Annotated in this window: 19 protein-coding genes and 3 pseudogenes; 4 read left to right on the plus strand and 18 right to left on the minus strand. The window is 68.0% G+C overall.

What is annotated here, in order from left to right:
• Positions 1–71: 71 nt before the first annotated feature.
• A complete protein-coding gene (locus tag H2Q94_RS19705) occupies positions 72–1,709 on the plus strand; it encodes an MDR family MFS transporter (RefSeq protein ID WP_243788680.1) in 1,638 nt (545 codons plus the stop codon).
• On the plus strand, positions 1,706–2,374 hold the full coding sequence (locus tag H2Q94_RS19710) for a DsbA family oxidoreductase (protein ID WP_243788681.1): 669 nt from the start codon (positions 1,706–1,708) through the stop codon (positions 2,372–2,374). The genes H2Q94_RS19705 and H2Q94_RS19710 overlap by 4 nt, the downstream gene beginning before the upstream one ends.
• A 45-nt stretch (positions 2,375–2,419) precedes the next feature.
• On the opposite strand, the gene H2Q94_RS19715 is transcribed toward H2Q94_RS19710, so the two are convergent.
• From H2Q94_RS19715 to H2Q94_RS19735, 5 genes are all read right to left on the minus strand, one after another.
• Positions 2,420–3,079, minus strand: coding sequence for a DsbA family oxidoreductase (locus tag H2Q94_RS19715; protein WP_243788682.1), 660 nt, complete (start codon positions 3,077–3,079; stop codon positions 2,420–2,422).
• The gene (locus H2Q94_RS19720; protein WP_243788683.1) at positions 3,076–4,002 is read right to left on the minus strand and encodes a pyridoxamine 5'-phosphate oxidase family protein; all 927 of its coding nucleotides are present in this window, start codon (positions 4,000–4,002) and stop codon (positions 3,076–3,078) included. The genes H2Q94_RS19715 and H2Q94_RS19720 overlap by 4 nt, the downstream gene beginning before the upstream one ends.
• A 125-nt stretch (positions 4,003–4,127) precedes the next feature.
• Positions 4,128–5,354, minus strand: coding sequence for a DUF6365 family protein (locus H2Q94_RS19725; protein ID WP_243788684.1), 1,227 nt, complete (start codon positions 5,352–5,354; stop codon positions 4,128–4,130).
• Positions 5,355–5,362: 8 nt separating this feature from the next.
• Complete coding sequence (locus tag H2Q94_RS19730; RefSeq protein WP_243788685.1) at positions 5,363–6,514, minus strand: DegT/DnrJ/EryC1/StrS family aminotransferase; 1,152 nt, start codon at positions 6,512–6,514, stop codon at positions 5,363–5,365.
• 45 nt (positions 6,515–6,559) lie between these two features.
• Positions 6,560–7,168: a dTDP-4-dehydrorhamnose 3,5-epimerase family protein gene (locus tag H2Q94_RS19735; protein WP_243788686.1), complete on the minus strand. Its 609-nt coding sequence runs from the start codon at positions 7,166–7,168 to the stop codon at positions 6,560–6,562.
• 304 nt (positions 7,169–7,472) lie between these two features.
• Between H2Q94_RS19735 and H2Q94_RS19740 the strand changes: the two genes are divergently transcribed.
• Positions 7,473–8,255, plus strand: a complete 783-nt coding sequence (locus tag H2Q94_RS19740) for an alpha/beta fold hydrolase (RefSeq protein ID WP_243788687.1) — start codon at positions 7,473–7,475, stop codon at positions 8,253–8,255.
• Positions 8,256–8,301: 46 nt separating this feature from the next.
• Here H2Q94_RS19740 and H2Q94_RS19745 read toward each other — a convergent pair whose 3' ends face one another.
• The 6 genes and pseudogenes from H2Q94_RS19745 to H2Q94_RS30730 form a co-directional block, all read right to left on the minus strand.
• Complete coding sequence (locus H2Q94_RS19745) at positions 8,302–8,736, minus strand: protein-tyrosine phosphatase family protein (RefSeq protein WP_243795803.1); 435 nt, start codon at positions 8,734–8,736, stop codon at positions 8,302–8,304.
• A gap of 16 nt (positions 8,737–8,752) precedes the next feature.
• Positions 8,753–9,157, minus strand: coding sequence for a hypothetical protein (locus H2Q94_RS19750; RefSeq protein WP_243788688.1), 405 nt, complete (start codon positions 9,155–9,157; stop codon positions 8,753–8,755).
• A gap of 175 nt (positions 9,158–9,332) precedes the next feature.
• Positions 9,333–9,512, minus strand: coding sequence for a DUF397 domain-containing protein (locus H2Q94_RS19755; RefSeq protein WP_243795806.1), 180 nt, complete (start codon positions 9,510–9,512; stop codon positions 9,333–9,335).
• Positions 9,512–9,685, minus strand: coding sequence for a hypothetical protein (locus H2Q94_RS19760; protein WP_243788689.1), 174 nt, complete (start codon positions 9,683–9,685; stop codon positions 9,512–9,514). The genes H2Q94_RS19755 and H2Q94_RS19760 overlap by 1 nt, the downstream gene beginning before the upstream one ends.
• Before the next feature lie 106 nt (positions 9,686–9,791).
• Positions 9,792–10,022 (minus strand): annotated as a pseudogene (locus tag H2Q94_RS19765) (Scr1 family TA system antitoxin-like transcriptional regulator); the annotation flags it as partial.
• Positions 10,023–10,104: 82 nt separating this feature from the next.
• Positions 10,105–10,242, minus strand: a pseudogene (locus H2Q94_RS30730) (hypothetical protein); the annotation flags it as partial.
• Positions 10,243–10,419: 177 nt separating this feature from the next.
• Here H2Q94_RS30730 and H2Q94_RS19775 point away from each other — a divergent pair.
• On the plus strand, positions 10,420–10,626 hold the full coding sequence (locus H2Q94_RS19775; protein WP_243788690.1) for a hypothetical protein: 207 nt from the start codon (positions 10,420–10,422) through the stop codon (positions 10,624–10,626).
• 392 nt (positions 10,627–11,018) lie between these two features.
• Here the strand turns inward: H2Q94_RS19775 and H2Q94_RS31020 are convergent.
• The 7 genes and pseudogenes from H2Q94_RS31020 to H2Q94_RS19805 all read right to left on the minus strand — a co-directional run.
• A pseudogene (locus tag H2Q94_RS31020) lies at positions 11,019–11,105 on the minus strand (SDR family oxidoreductase); the annotation flags it as partial.
• A 186-nt stretch (positions 11,106–11,291) separates the two neighbouring features.
• A complete protein-coding gene (locus H2Q94_RS19780; protein WP_243788691.1) occupies positions 11,292–11,672 on the minus strand; it encodes a hypothetical protein in 381 nt (126 codons plus the stop codon).
• A 152-nt stretch (positions 11,673–11,824) separates the two neighbouring features.
• On the minus strand, positions 11,825–12,424 hold the full coding sequence (locus H2Q94_RS19785; protein WP_243788692.1) for a hypothetical protein: 600 nt from the start codon (positions 12,422–12,424) through the stop codon (positions 11,825–11,827).
• A 38-nt stretch (positions 12,425–12,462) separates the two neighbouring features.
• On the minus strand, positions 12,463–16,332 hold the full coding sequence (locus H2Q94_RS19790; RefSeq protein WP_243788693.1) for an RHS repeat-associated core domain-containing protein: 3,870 nt from the start codon (positions 16,330–16,332) through the stop codon (positions 12,463–12,465).
• 131 nt (positions 16,333–16,463) lie between these two features.
• Positions 16,464–17,165 carry a WXG100 family type VII secretion target gene (locus H2Q94_RS19795; protein ID WP_243788694.1) on the minus strand — a complete coding sequence of 234 codons (702 nt, stop codon included), beginning with the start codon at positions 17,163–17,165 and terminating at the stop codon, positions 16,464–16,466.
• A complete protein-coding gene (locus tag H2Q94_RS19800) occupies positions 17,162–17,476 on the minus strand; it encodes a type VII secretion target (protein WP_243788695.1) in 315 nt (104 codons plus the stop codon). Before H2Q94_RS19800 ends, H2Q94_RS19795 begins: the two co-directional genes overlap by 4 nt.
• Before the next feature lie 2 nt (positions 17,477–17,478).
• Positions 17,479–17,937, minus strand: coding sequence for a YbaB/EbfC family nucleoid-associated protein (locus tag H2Q94_RS19805; protein WP_243788696.1), 459 nt, complete (start codon positions 17,935–17,937; stop codon positions 17,479–17,481).
• Between the last annotated feature and the right edge of the window lie 272 nt (positions 17,938–18,209).

Raw genomic sequence — 18,209 nt, forward strand, 5'->3', positions numbered from 1 at the left:
TTCCAAGGGGGACTTCACATGACGCCGACCAGACTCGTCCGGGCCAGGTACGGAGCGCCAGGTGATCGAGGATGACCGACACGATCCGCCCCGTGGCCGGCGAACGGCCACCACTGCCGAGCCGGGCCGCACTGATCTCCATCCTCGTCGGCTTGATGCTCGGCATGTTCCTCGGCGCGCTGGACACCATGATCATGGCCTCGGCGCTGCGCACCGTCGCCGACCAGCTGCACGGACTCACGTTGCAGGCGTGGGTGACGACGGCCTACCTGGTCACCATGACCGTCTCGGCACCGCTGTACGGCAAGCTCTCCGACATATACGGCCGCAAGCCGCTGTACCTCACCGCGATCCTGCTGTTCCTGGCCGGTTCGCTGCTGTGCGGGATGGCGCAATCGATCTACCAGCTGGCCGCGGCACGAGCGGTGCAGGGACTCGGGGCGGGTGGGCTCACCTCACTGGCCCTGGCCGTGGTCGCCGACATCTCTCCGGCCGAGAAGCGATCGCGCTACCAGGCGAACCTCGGGGCGGTCTTCGCGCTGGCGAGCGTCGCCGGGCCGGTGCTGGGCGGGTTGTTCGCCGGTGCCGACCAGATCCTGGGCATCGCGGGCTGGCGCTGGATCTTCCTGATCAACCTGCCGATCGGCCTGGTGGCGTGCGTGCTGGTCGCCCTGCTGCTGCGGGTGCCGAACGAGCGGGTGGCCCACCGGGTGGACTTCGGCGGTGCGATCACGCTCGTGCTGTGCGTGTTCCCGCTGCTCGTGGTCGCCGAGAACGGGCGGGAATGGGGCTGGGGCTCGCCGTTGTCACTGTTGTCGTTCGCCGCGGGCGGGGTCGGACTGGCCCTGTTCCTGACCGTGCAACGACGCGTGGGCGATGGCGCGTTGCTACCCGGCAGGCTGTTTCGGAACCTGTCCTTCTCGTTGGTGAACGCGGTCAATTTCCTGGGCGGCATCGGCGTTTTCGCCGGCCTGGCCTTGCTGCCGCTGTACCTGCAGATCGTGCAAGGGCTCAGCCCCACCGCGGCCGGCCTGTTACTGCTGCCGCAGTCGCTGGCCACCACACTCGGTGCCCGCAATTCGAGCGCGCTGACCGAACGGTTCGGTTATCAGCCGGTGCTGGCCGCGGGCATGGCGCTGATGACCGTGGTGTTCGCGCTGCTCGGGCAGGTCGGGTTGCAGACTCCGCTGTGGGTCCTCGGGGTGCTCGTCACCTGCCTCGGCTACGGGATGGGGTTGTTCTTCCAGGTGATCCTGGTGGCGATCCAGAGCAGCGTGCCCCAGTCCGACCTCGGGCTCGCCAGCGGCCTGTACAGCTTCTCCCGCCAGATCGGCGGTGTCGCCGGGACGGCGGTGTTCGTGTCCCTGCTGTTCGGGATCGCGAGTTCCCGGGCGGGCGAGGACTTCCGCGCCGCGGCGGCCGAACCTCCGCTGCGCTCGGCGCTGGGCGACCCCGGCACGCTCGCGGACCCCGCCAACGCGCACCTGCTCGACCAGCTCCAGAACCGGGGAACGGTGGACTTCGACGACACCTCGTTCCTCACCCACGTCGACGACCGGCTGGCCCAGCCCGTCCTGGAGACCTTCGCCTCGTCGCTGAACGTGGTGTTTCTCGTCGTCGCCGGATTCCTCGCGCTGTCAGTGCTGATCACGCTGGCGTTGCAGGGCCGGAGCATGCCAGCGGAAACGGAATCGGAGGAGCGCGAATGAACCGGCGAGATGAACTGCTGACGGTGGAGATCTGGGCCGACGTGGTGTGCCCGTGGTGCTACTTGGGCAAGCTCAACTGGACCGCGGCGCTGGAACGGTTCCCGCACGCCGAGCAGGTGCGCACGGTGTGGCGTTCGTTCGAACTGCGCCCAGGGCTGCCTCCGGGCCAGGGCGACAAGCTCGTCGACATCATGCGGCGGGACTGGGGCATGCCGGAATCCGAGATCGAGAGCGTCTTCGACCGGATCAGGTCCGGCGGCGCCGCCGGGAACGTGGTGCTCCGGCCGGAACAGGTGCGGCCGGTCAACACCTTCGACATGCACCGGTTGCTCCACTCGGCGCGGGAGTCCGGGCACGAGGACGTGCTGCTGAATCTGCTGATGCACGCATATCACGCGGAGGGCGCCGACCTGTCCGATCACGGCGTGCTGCGGCGCCTGGCGGTCGAGGCGGGCTGCGATGGCGGGGCGGCCGCGGCGTTGCTCGCCGGCGACCAGTACGCCGACCAGGTGCGGCTCGACGAGTCCAGGGCCTCCGATGTCGGTGTCACCGCCGTGCCCTCCTACCGGTTCGGCTCGGACCGGGCGGTGTCCGGCGCGTTGAGCGCCGCGGAACTGTTGTCCCTGCTCCAGGAACAGTGGCAGCGGACGGCAACGGTGAGCTGACCGGGTCGTGGTGCGGGAACCGGCCATCGCCGGTTCCCGCACCGCTCACGACCGGTTCGCGTTCGAGACCGCCGTTCCCAGCAGCTCGGCCACCTCCGCCGCAGGCGCCAAGCCTGATATCGGCCGGCCGCCGTCCAGCACGATCGAGGGGATCGCGGTCACGCCCGACTCCGCCGACCGGCGGTAATCGGCCCGCACTTGCTCAGCGCGCTCCGTACCGGTGAGCAGCCGGGTCACCTCGTCTTCCGCGAGACCCGCTTCGACACCGAGTTCCGCGAGCACCGTCGTCGAGGAGATCACCCGATGCTCGCTGAAGTGCGCTCGGAACAGCAGTCGCCACAGCTCTGCCGCGCACCCTCGGTCCGCGGCCAGCGCGAGCAAGCGGTGGGCGTCGAAGCTGGACACCTGTCGGGTACCGGCGAGGTCGATCACCAACCCGTGCTCGGAGCCCGTGGACTCGATCAGAGCTATCCGGGCGGGTACCTGCTCAGCGGGCAGGTACCCGGCCATCGCCTCGGGCACGGTCGGCCCGGGCGTCTTAGGGGCGTCCGGGATCAAGGCATGACAACGCCACACCGGCTCCAACCGGTCTCGTACCGGTTCCGCCACCATTCCCAGCGCCAGCTCCACGCGGTGCAGACCGATGTAGCACCACGGGCACAGGACATCGCCGAAGATCTCGACCTTCACCGCGTCCCGCATCATGAGGGTGCCAGCGCGGTCAGCGCCGACCAGTCGATGCGGGGAGCCGCGAGGCCGCGCCGCTGCAGGTACTGCTCGGTCCGAGCACGGCCATCGTCGATCCATTCCTCGAACGAGCCCGCTCCGTGCCCGGAGGCGAGCGCGCCGGGGATGCGCTCCGGGGTGAACCGCCACTCCCGTCCCGAGCCGTACGCGGTGCCGGCGACGTGCAACGAGAGCATCTCCCCGGAACGGCCGTCGTGCCGGTGCCACAACAGGTTCGCCGGGCCGACCTTGCCCGCGAAGTCCTCCGAGGTGCGCACCACCAGCTCGCCGTCCACATCCGACTCCGAGACCCGCGCGCGAACCGCGTAGGGGTGGCCGGTCGTGTCCCTGGCGGCGAACACCGCCGTGGGGTAGCGGCTCAGCGCGTCCTTGACCTGGACGGCGAGCGGTTCCTCCTCCGGGGGGTACGGCTCGAAGGTGCCTCCCGCCTCCGGTGCCTCCAACGCGTGCACCCGCTCCGGGGTGACGAAGAACGGCAACCGCAGGTAGTACCAGTCCATCGTCCCCTGCGCCTCCGCCTCGGCGACCTCGTCGGCGAGTGTCGGAGATTTGCGCAGAAGTTCCGCCCAGTAGTCCTTGATGTCCTGCGGCGGCGCGATCACGTTCGGCGCGCTCGCCGTCCCTTGCACGAGAACGTTCGGCTTTCCGCTCAGACCGCTTCCCGTCGGGTCGGAGAAGAGCAACGCCACCCGGCCGTCCCGGCGAATGTTGAACGCCTTCTGCGGATACGACAACGGGGTGGTGATGATGATCTGCTGCGTCTCGGGTACCCAGGCGCCCGCCATGGGCCGGACGTTGAGTCCGCCGTCGCGCGCGATCGTGCTCAGCTCCAGAACTCGCACCTCGGCGAGAACGGCGGACAGCTCGTCATCGATTCGCATTCCCCATCCTTTCAGCGGCTATTCCGTCCGCTCCGGTCATTCGCGGACGACAGAACCGGACGCTACAACCTGAACCAAAGTTGAGGTCAATCGAACGCACGGTTCCCCGGGGCGATCCGCATCGGTCAGCGTCCGCGCGCCGATCGCTGCACCGCGGCGCGGACCACCTCCGATGCCGAGGGCAGCAGGTCGATCCGCCGCAGGTAGTCCGCGCGTCCGGCCGCCAGGCCGGCCCTGGCGTCAGGGTCGTGCAGCATCCGTGTGAGACCCGTCAGCACGGCGTCCTCGTCGAAGATGTCGGCCACCGATCCCGCGGGCAGAAAGGGATTCTCCGTCAGCGTCGGCCGCGTGATCGCATTCCAGCGCCACGGCCACAGAGTGAACGGGGGAACCTCGCCGGGGAACCGATCCAGCCACTCCCCTGTGATCGGCCCCGGCCTCGCACCGGGGCCGTGGGATCCGGTGGTGAGGAATCCGGGAACATCGGCGAGCACGGCCATTTCCAAGACGGCGGCCGGGAAATACGACGACCACACCCCGTCCGCCGCTCGAACCCATTCACCGAGCTCGCTCGCGGTGTGCTCCGGCCGAATGCGAGTGCGTTCGGCAGGTAGCGCTCGATAGGCGTCGAATTCCGGACCGGGCAGCAAGAAATGCGTGTTCTCCGGCAACGCGCGGAGATACGACACGACCAGTTCCGGCACTCGCGCCGCGAGCTCGCGGGTGGCCCCGCCGGCCCGGCTGATCATGTCGTACTGCGGCTGGAGCGTCGGTACGACGAGCAGCCTGTCGTCCGGGCCGAGCGAGAGCTCCTCCCGGACCCGTTGCCGCCGCTGGGTGCTCGGCCCCGGAGACACGGTGCTCCGGTAGGCGAAGCAGTTCGCGTCCGCGCTGTCCGGGCGAGCGGCCGGGACGGGCCGAAGCCGGGCGGGCATGTCCAAGATTCGGTCCGAGATCCGCTCGCTCCGGCCCATGATCTCGACTTCGAGGCTGTCCGCGCTCAGTTCGTAGAGGTCCATCGGGATCACCGGCACGCCCAGCTCCTCGATGCACCACGGGTCCAGGCCGTAGCTGAAGGTGAAGGTCAACCAGTGCACCACGTAGTCGCTGAGCACCAACGCGTCCGGCCGCAGTTCGGAGACCAGGCGGCCCAGCACCGCGCGCACGTCTTCGCGGGAGTCCGGTGCGACGAGCGTGTACGGAAATCCCGCGGCCTTCAGCTGGTGCGAGTTGAACGGGTGCACCGCGAAGTGGCTGTCGATGCCCGCGCCGCGCACCTGCGTGGCCAGGTCCACCCCCATCGCCACCTCGTGATGTTCGTTCACGGCAGTGGCCAGGAACAGCAGTCGCATGGCGGCGTTCACCGCCGCTGCCGCGCGCGCGACCGGTTCGCGATGGCCTTGCGCACTTGTTCGGCGACCTGGTCGACCTGGGCATCGGTGAGCCCTTGGTGCAGCGGCAGGCACAGCGTCTCGTCGGAGGCGCGATCCGCCTCAGGCAACGACTCGGCGGCCCCGTAGGCGGGCACCTTGTGCAGCGGCGGATAGCGGAACGTCGTGTAGATCCCCGCGGCGTACAGGTCAGCGGCGACCTGGTCGCGGATTTCGGCGTCCATCTGGACCCAGTAGAAGTAGTAGGAGGAGCTGTGCCCGGCGGGCAGCGGCGGCGGTGGCCTCAGTCCGTCCACATCGGTCAGCGCCGCGTCGTACCGCCGGACGATTTCGCTGCGGCGCCGGACGAACTCGGGCAGCCTGCCGAGTTGCACGCTCCCGATGGCGGCGGTCAAGTCGTTGCCGATCACCCGCCGGGCGAAGTCGCGGACGTCGAGGTCCCACCAGCGGTGGGAGACCCTGGCCTTGGCGAACCCGCTGGACTGCTCCAAGCCGTGGTAGGCCAGCCGTCGCGCCCGCCTCGCCGCTTCCGGTTCACGCACGTAGAGCATGCCACCGTCACCGGTGCTGAGGATCTTCATCGCGTCGAAGCTCCACATCGCCATATCGCCGAATGTGCCGACGAGTCGGTCCCGCACTGTCGACGCGATCGCGCAGGCCGCATCCTCGATCAGCGCGACGCCGCGGGCACGGCACAGTTCCGCCACCGCCTCGACCTCTCCGGGATATCCGCCGTAGTGCAGCAGCACCACCGCTTTGGTCCGCTCGGTCAACGCGGCCTCGACGTCGGCGACGCCGGGGTTCAGCCCGCGCGCGTCCACGTCGCAGAAGACCGTCCGGGCACCGGTCGCGGCGACGGCGTTCGCGGCCGCGACGAAGCTGATCGACGGCAGCACCACCTCGTCGCCCTCTCCCAGCTCCAGCAGTTCGGTGGCGATGAACAGAGCCGCGGTGCAGGAGTTCAGGAACACGACGTGCGCCGGATCGACGCCGAGGTGCTCGGCGAATTCGGTTTCGAAGGCGGCGGTGCGCGGTCCGTGGCCCAGCCATCCGCTGTCGAACACGTCCGAGACCGCCGCCAACTCGGCGGCGCCGAGCGTGGGCTGGAAGATGTTGATCATAGTGCGCCTCCCTGGCTGAGGTGGGCGAAGGACCTGCCGCCCGGGTTAGCGAGCGGGCGTGGTCTCGGCTTGCGGGTCGGTGTGCTCGTCCGCCCACCGCGGCAGGATTCCCGCTGCTCGCGCCGCGAGCAGCGTCGGCGCCGCGGCGTCTTTGGCGGACATCAGCGGAGGCCCGGACAGCTCCCACGGCAGGGCGAGCTCGGGGTCGAGCGGGTCCACCTCGAACTGCGTTCCCGGCACGTGGGCGGACGAGAGCACGTAGCAGATGCAGCTGTCGTCGCGCAGCGCGAGGAATCCGTGCCCGAACCCCTCCGGCACGTGGATCGCGGTCCCCTCCGTCGCGTCGAGAATGGTCGAGACGTGCTGACCGAAGGTGGGCGAATCCACCCGCAGGTCGACGACCACGTCCTGAAGCACGCCGCGCGCGCAGGTGACGTACTTGGCTTGACCCGGCGGAATCAGCACGCCGTGCAAGCCGCGCAAGGTGTTCCGCTTGGAGACCGAATAGTTGATCTGTGCGACCCGGAACTCCGCACCGGTGCTTTCGGCGAGCAGGTCGGCGCGGAAACCTTCGTAGAAGCATCCGCGCTCGTCCGACAGCCGGTCGGGCCGAATCCGGAACACTCCGGGCAGTGCGACTTCCTGAATCTCCACCGGTCCTCCGCAATTCGACGCGTCCGGAGCTCGGCAAGCATCGAATCCGCTGCTCGAAGACGCCTCGTGCGGCGCTCGAACCCCACGGGTGGCGCGCGGACCGATCCTGGCCCCGGGGCGTGACCGAACAGGCATCCCGGTGCGCGTGGTGTCCGGCGTGGACTACACCGCGGACCGGTGTTCGCCGGAGAATCCCGTTCTCGTGGCGGGAAGCCCGGCCCGCGAGGCGAGCCGGCTGAGCCCGGCACCGTGCACACCCAGGCCACCGTCCGCTTCGGCTGAAGGAAGGAAGATACTGGCGGTCATGCGCGAGTTCACCACCTCTGATGGCGCCCGGATCAGCTACCGCGTCGAAGGGAATCAGGACGGTCCCGCCCTGCTCCTGCTGCAGGGACAGGCGAACTCACAACGCTGGTGGGACGGGGTGCGGACGGAATTCGAGTCCCGGTTCCGCACGATCACCTTCGACTACCGGGGAACGGGAGCCACGAGCGCGCCGGAAGCGGACTGGACGACCCGGTCCTTCGCCGCCGACGCCGCCGCCGTGGTGCGCGAAGCCGGGTACTCGCAAGCCCACGTCTACGGCACGTCGATGGGTGGGCGCATCGCGCAGTGGCTCGCCATCGACCATCCGGAGCTGGTCGTCCGGCTGGTGCTCGGCTGCACCACGCCAGGGGGCGCGCACGCCGTCGAACGCGATCAACAGGTGCGCCGCTCCTTGATGACCCCCGACCCGGCCGAACGGCGGCGTGTCCTGTTCGAGCTGATGTACACCGACGCGTGGACCGGCGCACCGGAGCAGAGCACGGTGCTCGGCGACCCGTCGATGACTCCGGGAGCCACCCGCCTGCACTTGCGGGTCAGTTCCCGGCACGACGCTTGGGACCACTTGCCGGAGATCACCGCCCCCACGCTGATCCTGCACGGCGACGACGACCGCTTCGCCCCCGTCGTCAACGCCGACCTCTTGGAACAACGGATTCCCGGCGCCACCAAGCACGTTCTCACCGGAGCTCGCCACGCCTACTTCGACGAGTTCCGCGAAGAATCGGCAGCGCTGGTCTTGAAGTTCCTCGACGCGGGCTGACCCCGACAGCGGCCCGTGGCCCGATTCCCGTCCCCGGCATGAACTTTCACGTGAAGTTCGCGGTCCGGACGAATCGTCGCTGCCACGGAGTTTCCACCGCACGGCGCGAGTAGTGCTCCCGAACGTAGCCGATCGCCCGCTCGCGCGGCACGCCATCAAGCACGGAAAGGCAGGCCAAGGCGGCGCCCGTTCGCCCTACCCCGCCGCCGCAGGCGACCTCGACCCGTTCGTCCTCCGCGCGGGCCAGCAGTTCACGCAGCGCGGCGGCGAAGTCCGCCCGGTCCACGGGTAGCAGGAAATCGGGCCAGCGCACCCACCGACTCTCCCACTCCGTCTGCGACGGCCGACGACCGCGCAAGTGCAGCGCGAACTGCGGGTGCGGCCCCGCCGGCAGCGAGTACCGCAACCCCCTGCCCCGGACGAGTTTTCCCGACGGCAACCGGAGAACTCCCGCCGCACCCGTCTCCCAGGTTGACACGATCACACCTCGCTCCCCGCTAGCGGACGCTGCGGAAGTTGTCCGCCGGAACCTCCAAGGTCTCCCCTGATTCGAATCGCACTGCCACCCGGTCCGGCGACCATGCGACGTCGCTGATCCGCGGCTCCCCAGCGGCGCCGAGTGCCAGAACCACCGGATAGTACGAGATCTCCGCCTGCGGGCCGATGTGCAGCTCGTACCTGACGCCGGTCGGGCGAAGGATCTTCAGCAGGTACAGGTCGCTGGAGTACCACGATCCGACGTCCTCGTAGGTCACCCCGGAATCCTGGGAACGCTCCTCGTGCAGTACTTCCTCATGCAGCGAAACGGACGACGGCCCGAGGAGCGCGAGAACGGCCACGCACAACAGCACCACGCCGAGTAGTGCTTTGAGGACGATCGAGAACAAGCGTCTGCGCGGCACTGCGAGCCAACTCCCTGCGATGACGGGCCGGGTGGGACGTGCACCCCTCGGTGCCCGACCCGTTTCGCGCCCAGCATGCCCGGCCCATCGCACGAGGGGCCTCGGCCGAACGGCCCTTTTCCCCGGCCGACGGGCGCAATCCCGCCGCTTCCGGAGTCGAGCCGCGCACTCACGATCACCTCCGGTCGAAGCACCCCCGCTTCACCGCGTCCGTGAACGCGGGCACGTCAACGCGTAATACCGGTCCCGCCGGGTCCTTCGAATCCCGCACCAGACGCAAATCCGCAGACACCTCGACGCAGTCAGAACCGTTCTGACTCCGGCTGGACTTCAACCACCTGCGCTGCTCGCTCATCACATTCGCTCCAGACTCTGCATCCGTCGGGTCATGGCTCTGCTGGACTCCGCCACGCCGAGGGCGATCTCGTGCAGGTGGTCCACGGCGTGCTGGTATGCGCTGATGTCGTCGTCCTCGTGCAGGAACAAGGTGGAACGCCGGTTCTCCAACTGCACGATCGGCGTGGACACCTCGGATTCGAGCAGGGTGAACGCACCTTCCAGCGCCGGTTGCCAGCCGCTGCGGAACGGAAATCACCCGCAGCTCCACGTTCGGACGGCATCCGCTGTCGACGAGGTTGCGGAGTTGGGCGGCCATGATCCCGGGGTCGCCGACGATCTGGTGCAGCACAGCCTCACCAAGGAAAGCCCGCATGGTCACCGGGTCGGTCCGGGTGAGCACTTCGCGGCGCCCCAACCGCAGTGCGACCCGCGCGGACACCTCGCTCGCCGGCACCCCGCCCGCGCCCATGATCGCCCGAACGTAGCCCGAATCCGGCAACAGACCCGGCACCAGCAGGGGAGACACCGCCGTGATGCGAGTCGCGGCCTGCTCGAAGTCGATCAAAGCTGGTCAGCGGCCGTTCCCCGTTCTCCCAGCGGGAGATCTCGCCGGAGTGGCGGCCTATCCGCTCCGCCAGCTCGCGCAACGTCACCTGGCGTTCGTTGCGGATCTTGCGCACGGCGATGCCCAGCGCACGTGCCTTCGGAGTCGCTGCCACCTGCTCACTCCCCGGGTTCTCGTCCACACGGCACTCGCCCGATGTTCACCCGCTGCGCTCCTGGCAACTCGGTAGCGGCGATCACCATGCTCCTACGAAGATCGCTATTACCAAAACGCGGCGAAGCTACCAGCGGATATGGCAACAACCTGGCCACAGCGGAAGTAGCGACCCGAATTCACCAGAATGAGCAGGGGCCGAGCAATGAAACGTCATGATCGTCCCGAAGCGATGATGGAACACCGCGCGGACATCGCGGAGACCTCCGGCTGGACACCACTGGAACGGACGATCCGCACCTGCTACTACTGCCGCCAGCCGTACAAGGCAGCGGTGGATGCGACCAAGTGCGAACGGATCCACGAAGGGCTCGCCTCCCTCTCCAGGAGCGACGGTGATGGCGGTTCATGACCGGTGCGGATCGATCGTGCCGCTACCGGACCACCACCCGGTGGCGGGCTGCACCTGGATGACATCGATCTTGGAGACCGCATGGCACCTGGTGCCCGCGCGGTACGAGACGTTCCGCATTCCCAGCGCCTGCGGGCACTTCCTCACCGGCCCGGTGCAACGACGTCTCCTGAGCAACCCACCCGCCGCACGCCGTTGCGCCGGCTGCGTGACCGAGGTTTCCCGCGAGGCGCCTCGAACGAAAAGCGTGGACTCCTGCGCACCTGAGGAAGCCCTCCGCTTGCCGCAGTGAGCCGAAGACCGAACCGGTGCCGGCTCCCCTCCCCCACCGGCACCGGCTCACCGCCCCGGTCGGCGTGGCCCTCCTGCGCCGACCGGCGGTGGTTCAGGCCGCCGTGCCACCCGTCGGCCGGGACGATCGCGCCCGTGATGTACGAGGCGCGGTCGCTGAGCAGCCACGCCGCCGCCTCGGCGACCTCTTCGGACAATGAAAACTGCGGATACCGTGCTGATTCCTACCTTGAGCAGGTCTCTCAGTAATCGAACTGCACGCTAGTTGCCCCGGAGGCCCGAAACAGCCACTCCAGAGCAGCCACCGGAGCGGGCCACCCCTGCATGGCAATGGTCACATCAAACAGATCTTGAGTGATCACATCACCTTCCCACTACTGCCACTGTCGTTCTTCATCAGTAAACCAGTGCAGCCAACTTTCCAGGGACCACCACTCTTCATCCTCCTCTTTTATCCTCTCAGTCAGCGGAAGAGAACGTCGATGCTCCATCTTCGCCCGCGTCTGCGCCGAGGTTTCTTTCGGTGCACATTCGCCGCGGAACCATCCAGGAACCGAAGCCACTAGCTGATCACGATTTGGATCGGCACGTTCAAACGCGCGAAGCACCGAAAGGAGCACTTCCCGTGCATTTTCCAGAACATGATCAGCATTACCCGGACAGTTCACTTCCACATGGGAAAACTCCATCCCAGAAGGAGATTCAACGCCTATTTCCTCACCCTTGATCCGGCAAATTTCTTCCGTTGGCGTCAATGCGAATTCACCGCGTCCCCCTCAGTAGAAAGCATTCAAAAGTTCACCAATGGCGTCCGCAAGTACCTTTCTTCGGTCCACAGCACCTTCCCCAAGATCGAGGCTGGCCGATATACCTTCCAACTCACGGCGAATTTCAGGATCCTCGTCCATCATCTTTTCGGCCGCTTGATAATCGAGAGTTCCGAGGTAGCGAGCGAGGGCACTCGCCAATTCCGGATCGGGCGGCCCTGCCAGGTTATCCTCCAGCCCCCAACTAGGAACCGCTCAGGGTTATCCAGGTTCCACCCAACTACCTCACCTTTAAAACTAATCAGACTCAGCGACGAAGCTATTTCAAATTGATTCTCCATCATCGCGGAATCCAAGCGGTTCGTCCACGCGCATGTCAAAGATTTCCCGCCTGGCGCGACACGTCGAAATATAGCCGAGGGCAGCTCAAACCGCTGCAAATCATCTCGACCGGCAAGCGTCAGCGACACGGCCTGCAATTTAATATTTACCGGCGGCTCGACTTTCGCAGCGTTCTCTTCGGGAATCCTAAGAATAAGACTTGACGCACTCCGCGACTTAGGGTCAAACCTAATCTCATCGCCTTCCGCAGGGTGCCAGTCGCCACTACCGATCGTGGCGAGAAAATGACTTTCATGCGCTTCTGGTGACAGGTACGGCCCGACCGTAACGGATAGGTCAGCAATCGACATCTTCGGCTGATGCGGCAACGAACTACCGAAATAGGCCTCGACGGCCACCCCAGATGTTCCCGGCAACCTCAACATATTCTGCTTCCTCAACGTATTTGCAGAGCAGGAGCAAGGGTTCCCCCGTCCGGACGAGGAACTTGGCCGTTTACGAGAGCATCGTGAGTGATCGGCATTCCCGGATCGCTCGGTTCACCACCATAGATGGATGCACCGCTCTCACCTCTAGGGCCGGACGGACCGTAGCTGGTAACGACTTGTCCGGCACGGGCACCACTGCCTTCCGTGATAACAACGTCACCGTCAGTGCGGAAGATCAGCCGGCCTCCTGTTCCCGTGGAAGCGTAGACGGCATCCGGCCTCGACAAGATTTGTCCCTCAAGCTCTTCGGATAGCCGTCCGTGGTAGTTCCCTGCCCTTCGAACGGTGCCCTGCTCGGCATTTGCGCTGATCTTGTCCGCACGTTTCCCCGCCCTCTTGCAGTCCACGGCTAGACCGAGTGGGTCGATGAGCTCGTTCGGGTTCCCCACATAGGAATGTGGATTTGGTCCTGCAGCCAGCCCGAGCGGGTCCCCGCTCCCGTACCGCCCCGTGGCCGGGTCGTAGTGCCTGTGGAAGTTGTAGTTCAGGCCCGTTTCCGGGTCGGCGTACTGGCCCGGGAAGCGCAGCGGGGTGTAGGCGCCGGTGCGGCTGTGGTCGAGGGTGTTGCCCCACAACGTCGTTCGGTGGAACCACGCGACTCCGCCTTGGTCGTTGATGAGTTCCGTCGGGGAGCCGACCAAGTCCGTGATGATCGAGTAGAACTGCTGGTCCACCCAGTGCTGCGGCGCATGACGCAGCGGTGCGCGTTCGCGTTGGGTCAGCGGGCGGAAGGTGCCGGGTTCGTAGTCCCACACCGTCACGTGCAGGTCGCCGAGCTGGAGGCCGCCGGGCACGCCGTCGCTGTGGGCCTGTTCGGCGAGCACCACGCCGTCCCAGGTGAAGTCGATCTGTTCCAGAACGCGGTCACCCGGTCCGAGGCGCTGCTTCGCGACTCGACGGCCCAGCGGGTCGTAGCGGTAGCGCCAGCGTGAGCCGTCCGGCGTGAGCACGCCGGTCAGCCGGTCGTCGGCGTCCCAGAAATACCGCCAGGTGTTCGGCTTGTGCGACAGGCGCCGTTGCTGCCGCAGGACCATGCGGCCTTGGGCGTCGTGTTCGTAGCGCACCGAACCGGCTCGGCGGACCAGCGTGCCGGAGTATTCGCGGTCGCCGACGGATTCGGCTTCGGGCGAGCCCACCGGCGTCGGCCACGCCGCATCCGTGACGTTCCCGGCGGCGTCGTAGGTGTAGCGCTCGGTCCAGCCGCCGGCCTGCACTGCGGTGACTCGGCCTGCGCGGTCCAGCTCGAACGTGCGCGGGCCGGTGAGGGTGTCGTTGACGCCGGTCAGCAGCCCGTCGGCCCGGTAGTTGTAGGAACGCTGCTGGACCTGGTGCCCGGTGGCTCCGGTGATGTGCTGCGACAGCAGCTGGTGGTTGGCGTCCCAGCCCTGGGTGAGCACGGCGTTCGCGCCGAGTGCGCGGGAGATCTCGTGCCCGGCGGCGTCGTAGTCGAAGCGCAGCGTGCGGTCGCCGGCGTGCAGCGCCACCGGCTGGTGCGCGGCGTTGTACTCCCAGGCGCTCTCCGCACCTGACGGCGTGCGGCGGCGGGTGCGCCTTCCGAGGGCGTCGTAGGCGGAGTGGACGGTGCGGCCGTTGACGCTCTCCGACAGCACCCGGCCCGCGGCGTCGCGCTGGAAGCGGATCTGGGTGTCGCCGTCCATGGCCTCGGCGAGGCGTCCGGCCAGGTCGTAGGTGAACGTGGTGGTGGCGCCGGAGGTTCGGCGTTCGATGACGTCGCCGAGGACGTTGCGCACGAACGTCGTGGTCTCGCCGACGCCGTTGGTGCGTTCCAGCAGCTGCCCGGCCGCGTCGTGCCGGTAGGTGACCTCGCGGCCGTTGAAGTCGGTCTCGCGCACGAGGTTGCCGACCGCGTCGTAGTCGTAGCGCCACACGAGTCCTTGCTCGTTGGTGACGCTGGTCAGGCGCAGTTCGGTGTCGTAGCCGAACTCCAGGCGGGTGCCGTCGGGCCGAACCTCGGCGGAGGGCAGGTCGAAGTGGGTGACCTCGGTGTGCGTGGCCTGGCCCAGCGCGTCTACGTGGGTGCGGAGGTTGCCTTCGCCGTCGTAGATCCACCGCTCGGTCGCGCCGTCCGGCAAGGTGCGCCACGCCGGTTTGCCGTCGACGGTCCAGCCGAACCGGGTGGCGCCGCCGAGCGGATCGACCATGGCCGACGCTCGGCCGAAAACGTCCCGCTCGTAGCGGGTCGTCGCACCGGTCGCGTCGGTGAGGGTGAGCGGGAGCCCGGCCGCGTCGGTTCCGACTCGCCGCACTCCGCCCAGCGCGTCGGTGATCGCCGCGAGGTGGCCGTGCTCGTCGTAGGTGTAGGTCGTCGCCGCGCCCATCGGGTCGAGCAGCCGCGTGAGGTTGCCGCGCTCGTCGTACTCGCGGCGCGACACCGTGCCGTCGGGGGCGATCACAGTGGTCGGCAGTCGCAGTTCGTTGTACTCGAAGCGGGTCTGGGATCCGTCCGGCCGGGTCGCGGCCAGCAGGTTCCCGGATTCGTCGTAGTCGTAGCGCACCGTGCGCCCGAGCGGGTCGGTGCGGGACAGCAGCCGGTCGAACTCGTCCCACTCGGAGCGGACCTCGCCACCGACCGGATCGACCTCGCGGATCGTCTGGCCACGATCGTTGAGGTGGTAGGTGGTCTCCTGCCCCAACGAGTTCGTCCACGTGGTCGCACCGTCCTCATAGGACATGGTGCCGCTGAAGAACCCGCCGGAGCCGTCGGCCTGCACGACACGGCCTCCGTGGTCGTAGCCGTAGCGGTACCAGGCGCCGTTGCGGTCGGTCCAGCTCGTGATCCGGCCCGAATCGTCGTAGGTGAACGTCAGCGGCATCCCGGACGCGTTCGTGACCTCGGTGAGCCTTCGGCCGGAATAGCCGTACCGCACCAGCTGGAGGTCCTCGCCGCCGTCGGCATCCCGCAGGTGCAGCGCCGTGATCAGGCCGTCCTCGGAGTCGACGCGGATGCGGTAGCCGCCGCTGTGACGAACCTCTAGCGGCTTCCCGGCCGTGTCGCGTTCGAAGTCGATGCGATGCCCGTTGCGGTCGGTGATCGCCAGCAGCGGCAGCACCGCACGCCCGAGTCCGACGCCGAAGTGCAGCGTGCGGCCCTGCTCGACGTCGGCGATCGTGAACCCGTCCGAGGTGCGGGTCAGGGCGCGGCGCGGACCGGTTCGCGGCAGCACCGGCGACTCGTCCGCGGGCAGCGGGTAGAACAGCAGCGTGCCGTCGTCGGCGGCGAACGAGACCTCGCTCCCGTCGACCTCCAGCCGCTGGTCCAGCGTCGACGACCAGCTCGGCCCGAAGTGCCGCCCCACTCGGTACGACGACAGGTGCGTCCGCTTCAGCACCAGCGGCAGCACACCCGCCAGCTCCACGTCGGTCTGCACGAGCACCATGTCGCCGCTGGCCACGTCGATCGGGTCACCGCAGGTGTTCTTCTTCTCCGCCTCCACGCGCTCCGCGTCGGCACCGCGGTTGTTGCCCTGGATCGACGAGTCGTCCGGCGAACCGTTGCGACCGGACGGCGAAGTCCCGCTCGGACCGTCGGGCGTGTCGGCTCCCGACGGCTTCGTGCTGTCCGGTCCCGAACCGCCGAGGTCCGGGCCGGTCTGCGGCCCGCTGGACGGCGGCGCGCTGGTGCTGGAGGTGGACGCCGGTCCGGAACCGGAGGCGCGCCCGGCTTGCGCGGTCTGCTTGATGCTGTCCTGCGCGCCGGAAACGCTGCTGCTCGCGTCGATGTTCCCGTGCCGCTGCGAAGGCCTGCTGCCGGGGGCGTCACCACCGTCGCTGCCGCCGCCGTGAGGTTTCCTCGCCACTTCCGCCGCCTTCGGGTCGTTCCAGTACGAGTTCCGGTTCGGTGCTCAGGCCGAGCGCCGCCGGTGCGCAACGGTTCCCCCAGGAGCCGCTGCTGTGCGCGGGGCTGGAGAGCTCCCTCCGCCCCGCCGCCTCACCCGTCGACGAGCTTGGTGAGGTTGGTCAAGCTGTCGATCAGGTCGCCGATGTAGCCGGTGATCTTCCCGACCCACTTGACCACGGCGGACGCGATCTGCGCGGCCACGACGGGGATGGTCACCACGAAGATCGCCTCCGCGGCCCACACGATGACGCGCGCCACCAGGTCCGCGATCAGGTCCCGCACCATGTCGCGGGTCATCTGCACCAGACCGCCCGCGCCTTCGGTGGCGGCGGCCATCGCGGCGGACGTCGCGCCCAGCCCGCCGATGGCGTCCACGTTCGCGCCCATCATGGTGCGGTAGGCGTCGGCGGCCTGGCCTTCCCAGCCGGGCAGGTCCCGTTCCAGGTCCGCCTTCAGGTCCTCGGACATCGAAGCCAGTTCCGTGGCCATGTTCGTCCACGTGTTGGCGTGGGAGGTGACGACGTCGGGCATGCCGGTGAGTTCGTCGAGCATCTCCCGCAGCGGCTCGAAGTGCTCCATCGCCCAGCCCAGGCCGTTGGACAGCAAGGTGCCGAACGGGTCCAGCACGGCGGAGGCGACTTCCAGCCCGACTCCGACGCCTGCCAGCACGCCGCTGGTCCAGTCTCCGCTCTGGATCGAGGTGACCAGACCCTCGACGCTGTCGGCCGTGCTCGCCCCGCTCCACGCCTTCTGCGTCGACTCGACGGGTGCTACCAGCGAATCCTCGCTCACAGGCCACCTCCGGCGGCCCGCAGGTTCTCGCCGTGCTCGTCCTCGCGGCGGTCGTAGTCGTCGGCGGTGGCGCGCAACCCCTCCGCCGCCTGCGTCAGGTTCTCCTCGACGAACGCCAGCAGCTCGTCCTGCTTAATGTGCCTGCCTTCCAAGATTCCGGAGATCCACGAGCACAGCACGCCGTAGGCCTGGTCGTCCTGCGCGATGTTCCCGCTGGCCGACTTCACCGCGCCGAAACGCTCCTGGATCGCCTCGACCTTGCTCGCGTGCGCGCGCAGTCGTTCCGCGTCGACGTTGAATCCGTCACCCATGATCAGCTCCGGAAGTCCGAGGTCACGTCGTAGTCCTCATCGTCGTCCCGCGGGCGCCGCTCGGGCGCCGCGGGTTCGGGGGCGGGGCCGCTGCGCAACCGGTCGCCGAGTCGTTGCGCGATCTCCCGTCCCGCCGCGGAATCGGCACCGAGGGTGTCGGTGACGATCTCCTGCGAGCGATCCGCGGCCTGATTGCGGGCCGAGCCCAGCGCGGTCATCACGGCCTGCGCGACGACGGCCGGGGCCTTGCGCTTGATCTCGTCGGTCAAGCGGAGGTCCACCAGCGAACCGGTGGAGTCGACCGTGACCTCGGCCAACCCCTGCGGATCCGACGCGCTGACCTTGACCTCGTTGATCCGCTCGCTCATCGCCTGGGTGTTGGCGGCCACCTGTTCGGCCCGCTCCCGCCAGGCCGCGAGCCGTTCACGGGCGGCGTCGGGATCCAGCATGTCCCCGTTCACGAGCCGAGCCCATCGACCACGCGTGCTTCGCTCGACACGGTCACTCCCCCAGGAACGATTGCGGATACAGCCCGACCCCCAGCGTCGCACCGCTGTCCGGGGTGCGGATCAAAACACTCACCCTTCACTCGATCAGCCTAGCGCCCGAACTGATCACCTTTCCCTTTTGCCAGCGGCGAAGCCGAACCCTTACGCCCGAATGCCGAGCCTTCCGACGACAACCAAGCTTCGCGGCGAAGCCGTGCCCTGCGGCAATAGCCGTGCCTTGCGGC

Source organism: Saccharopolyspora gloriosae (assembly GCF_022828475.1).
Lineage (GTDB): Bacteria > Actinomycetota > Actinomycetes > Mycobacteriales > Pseudonocardiaceae > Saccharopolyspora_C > Saccharopolyspora_C gloriosae_A.

Excerpts from the sequence above, each read along its gene's own strand:
- H2Q94_RS19755 (WP_243795806.1), bottom strand. The coding sequence starts at position 9,512 with ATGAGCGAGCAGCGCAGGTGGTTGAAGTCCAGCCGGAGTCAGAACGGT.
- H2Q94_RS19740 (WP_243788687.1), top strand. The coding sequence starts at position 7,473 with ATGCGCGAGTTCACCACCTCTGATGGCGCCCGGATCAGCTACCGCGTC.
- H2Q94_RS19730 (WP_243788685.1), bottom strand. The coding sequence starts at position 6,514 with ATGATCAACATCTTCCAGCCCACGCTCGGCGCCGCCGAGTTGGCGGCG.
- H2Q94_RS19710 (WP_243788681.1), top strand. The coding sequence starts at position 1,706 with ATGAACCGGCGAGATGAACTGCTGACGGTGGAGATCTGGGCCGACGTG.
- H2Q94_RS19725 (WP_243788684.1), bottom strand. The coding sequence starts at position 5,354 with ATGCGACTGCTGTTCCTGGCCACTGCCGTGAACGAACATCACGAGGTG.
- H2Q94_RS19720 (WP_243788683.1), bottom strand. The coding sequence starts at position 4,002 with ATGCGAATCGATGACGAGCTGTCCGCCGTTCTCGCCGAGGTGCGAGTT.
- H2Q94_RS19705 (WP_243788680.1), top strand. The coding sequence starts at position 72 with ATGACCGACACGATCCGCCCCGTGGCCGGCGAACGGCCACCACTGCCG.
- H2Q94_RS19800 (WP_243788695.1), bottom strand. The coding sequence starts at position 17,476 with ATGGGTGACGGATTCAACGTCGACGCGGAACGACTGCGCGCGCACGCG.
- H2Q94_RS19775 (WP_243788690.1), top strand. The coding sequence starts at position 10,420 with ATGAAACGTCATGATCGTCCCGAAGCGATGATGGAACACCGCGCGGAC.
- H2Q94_RS19715 (WP_243788682.1), bottom strand. The coding sequence starts at position 3,079 with ATGATGCGGGACGCGGTGAAGGTCGAGATCTTCGGCGATGTCCTGTGC.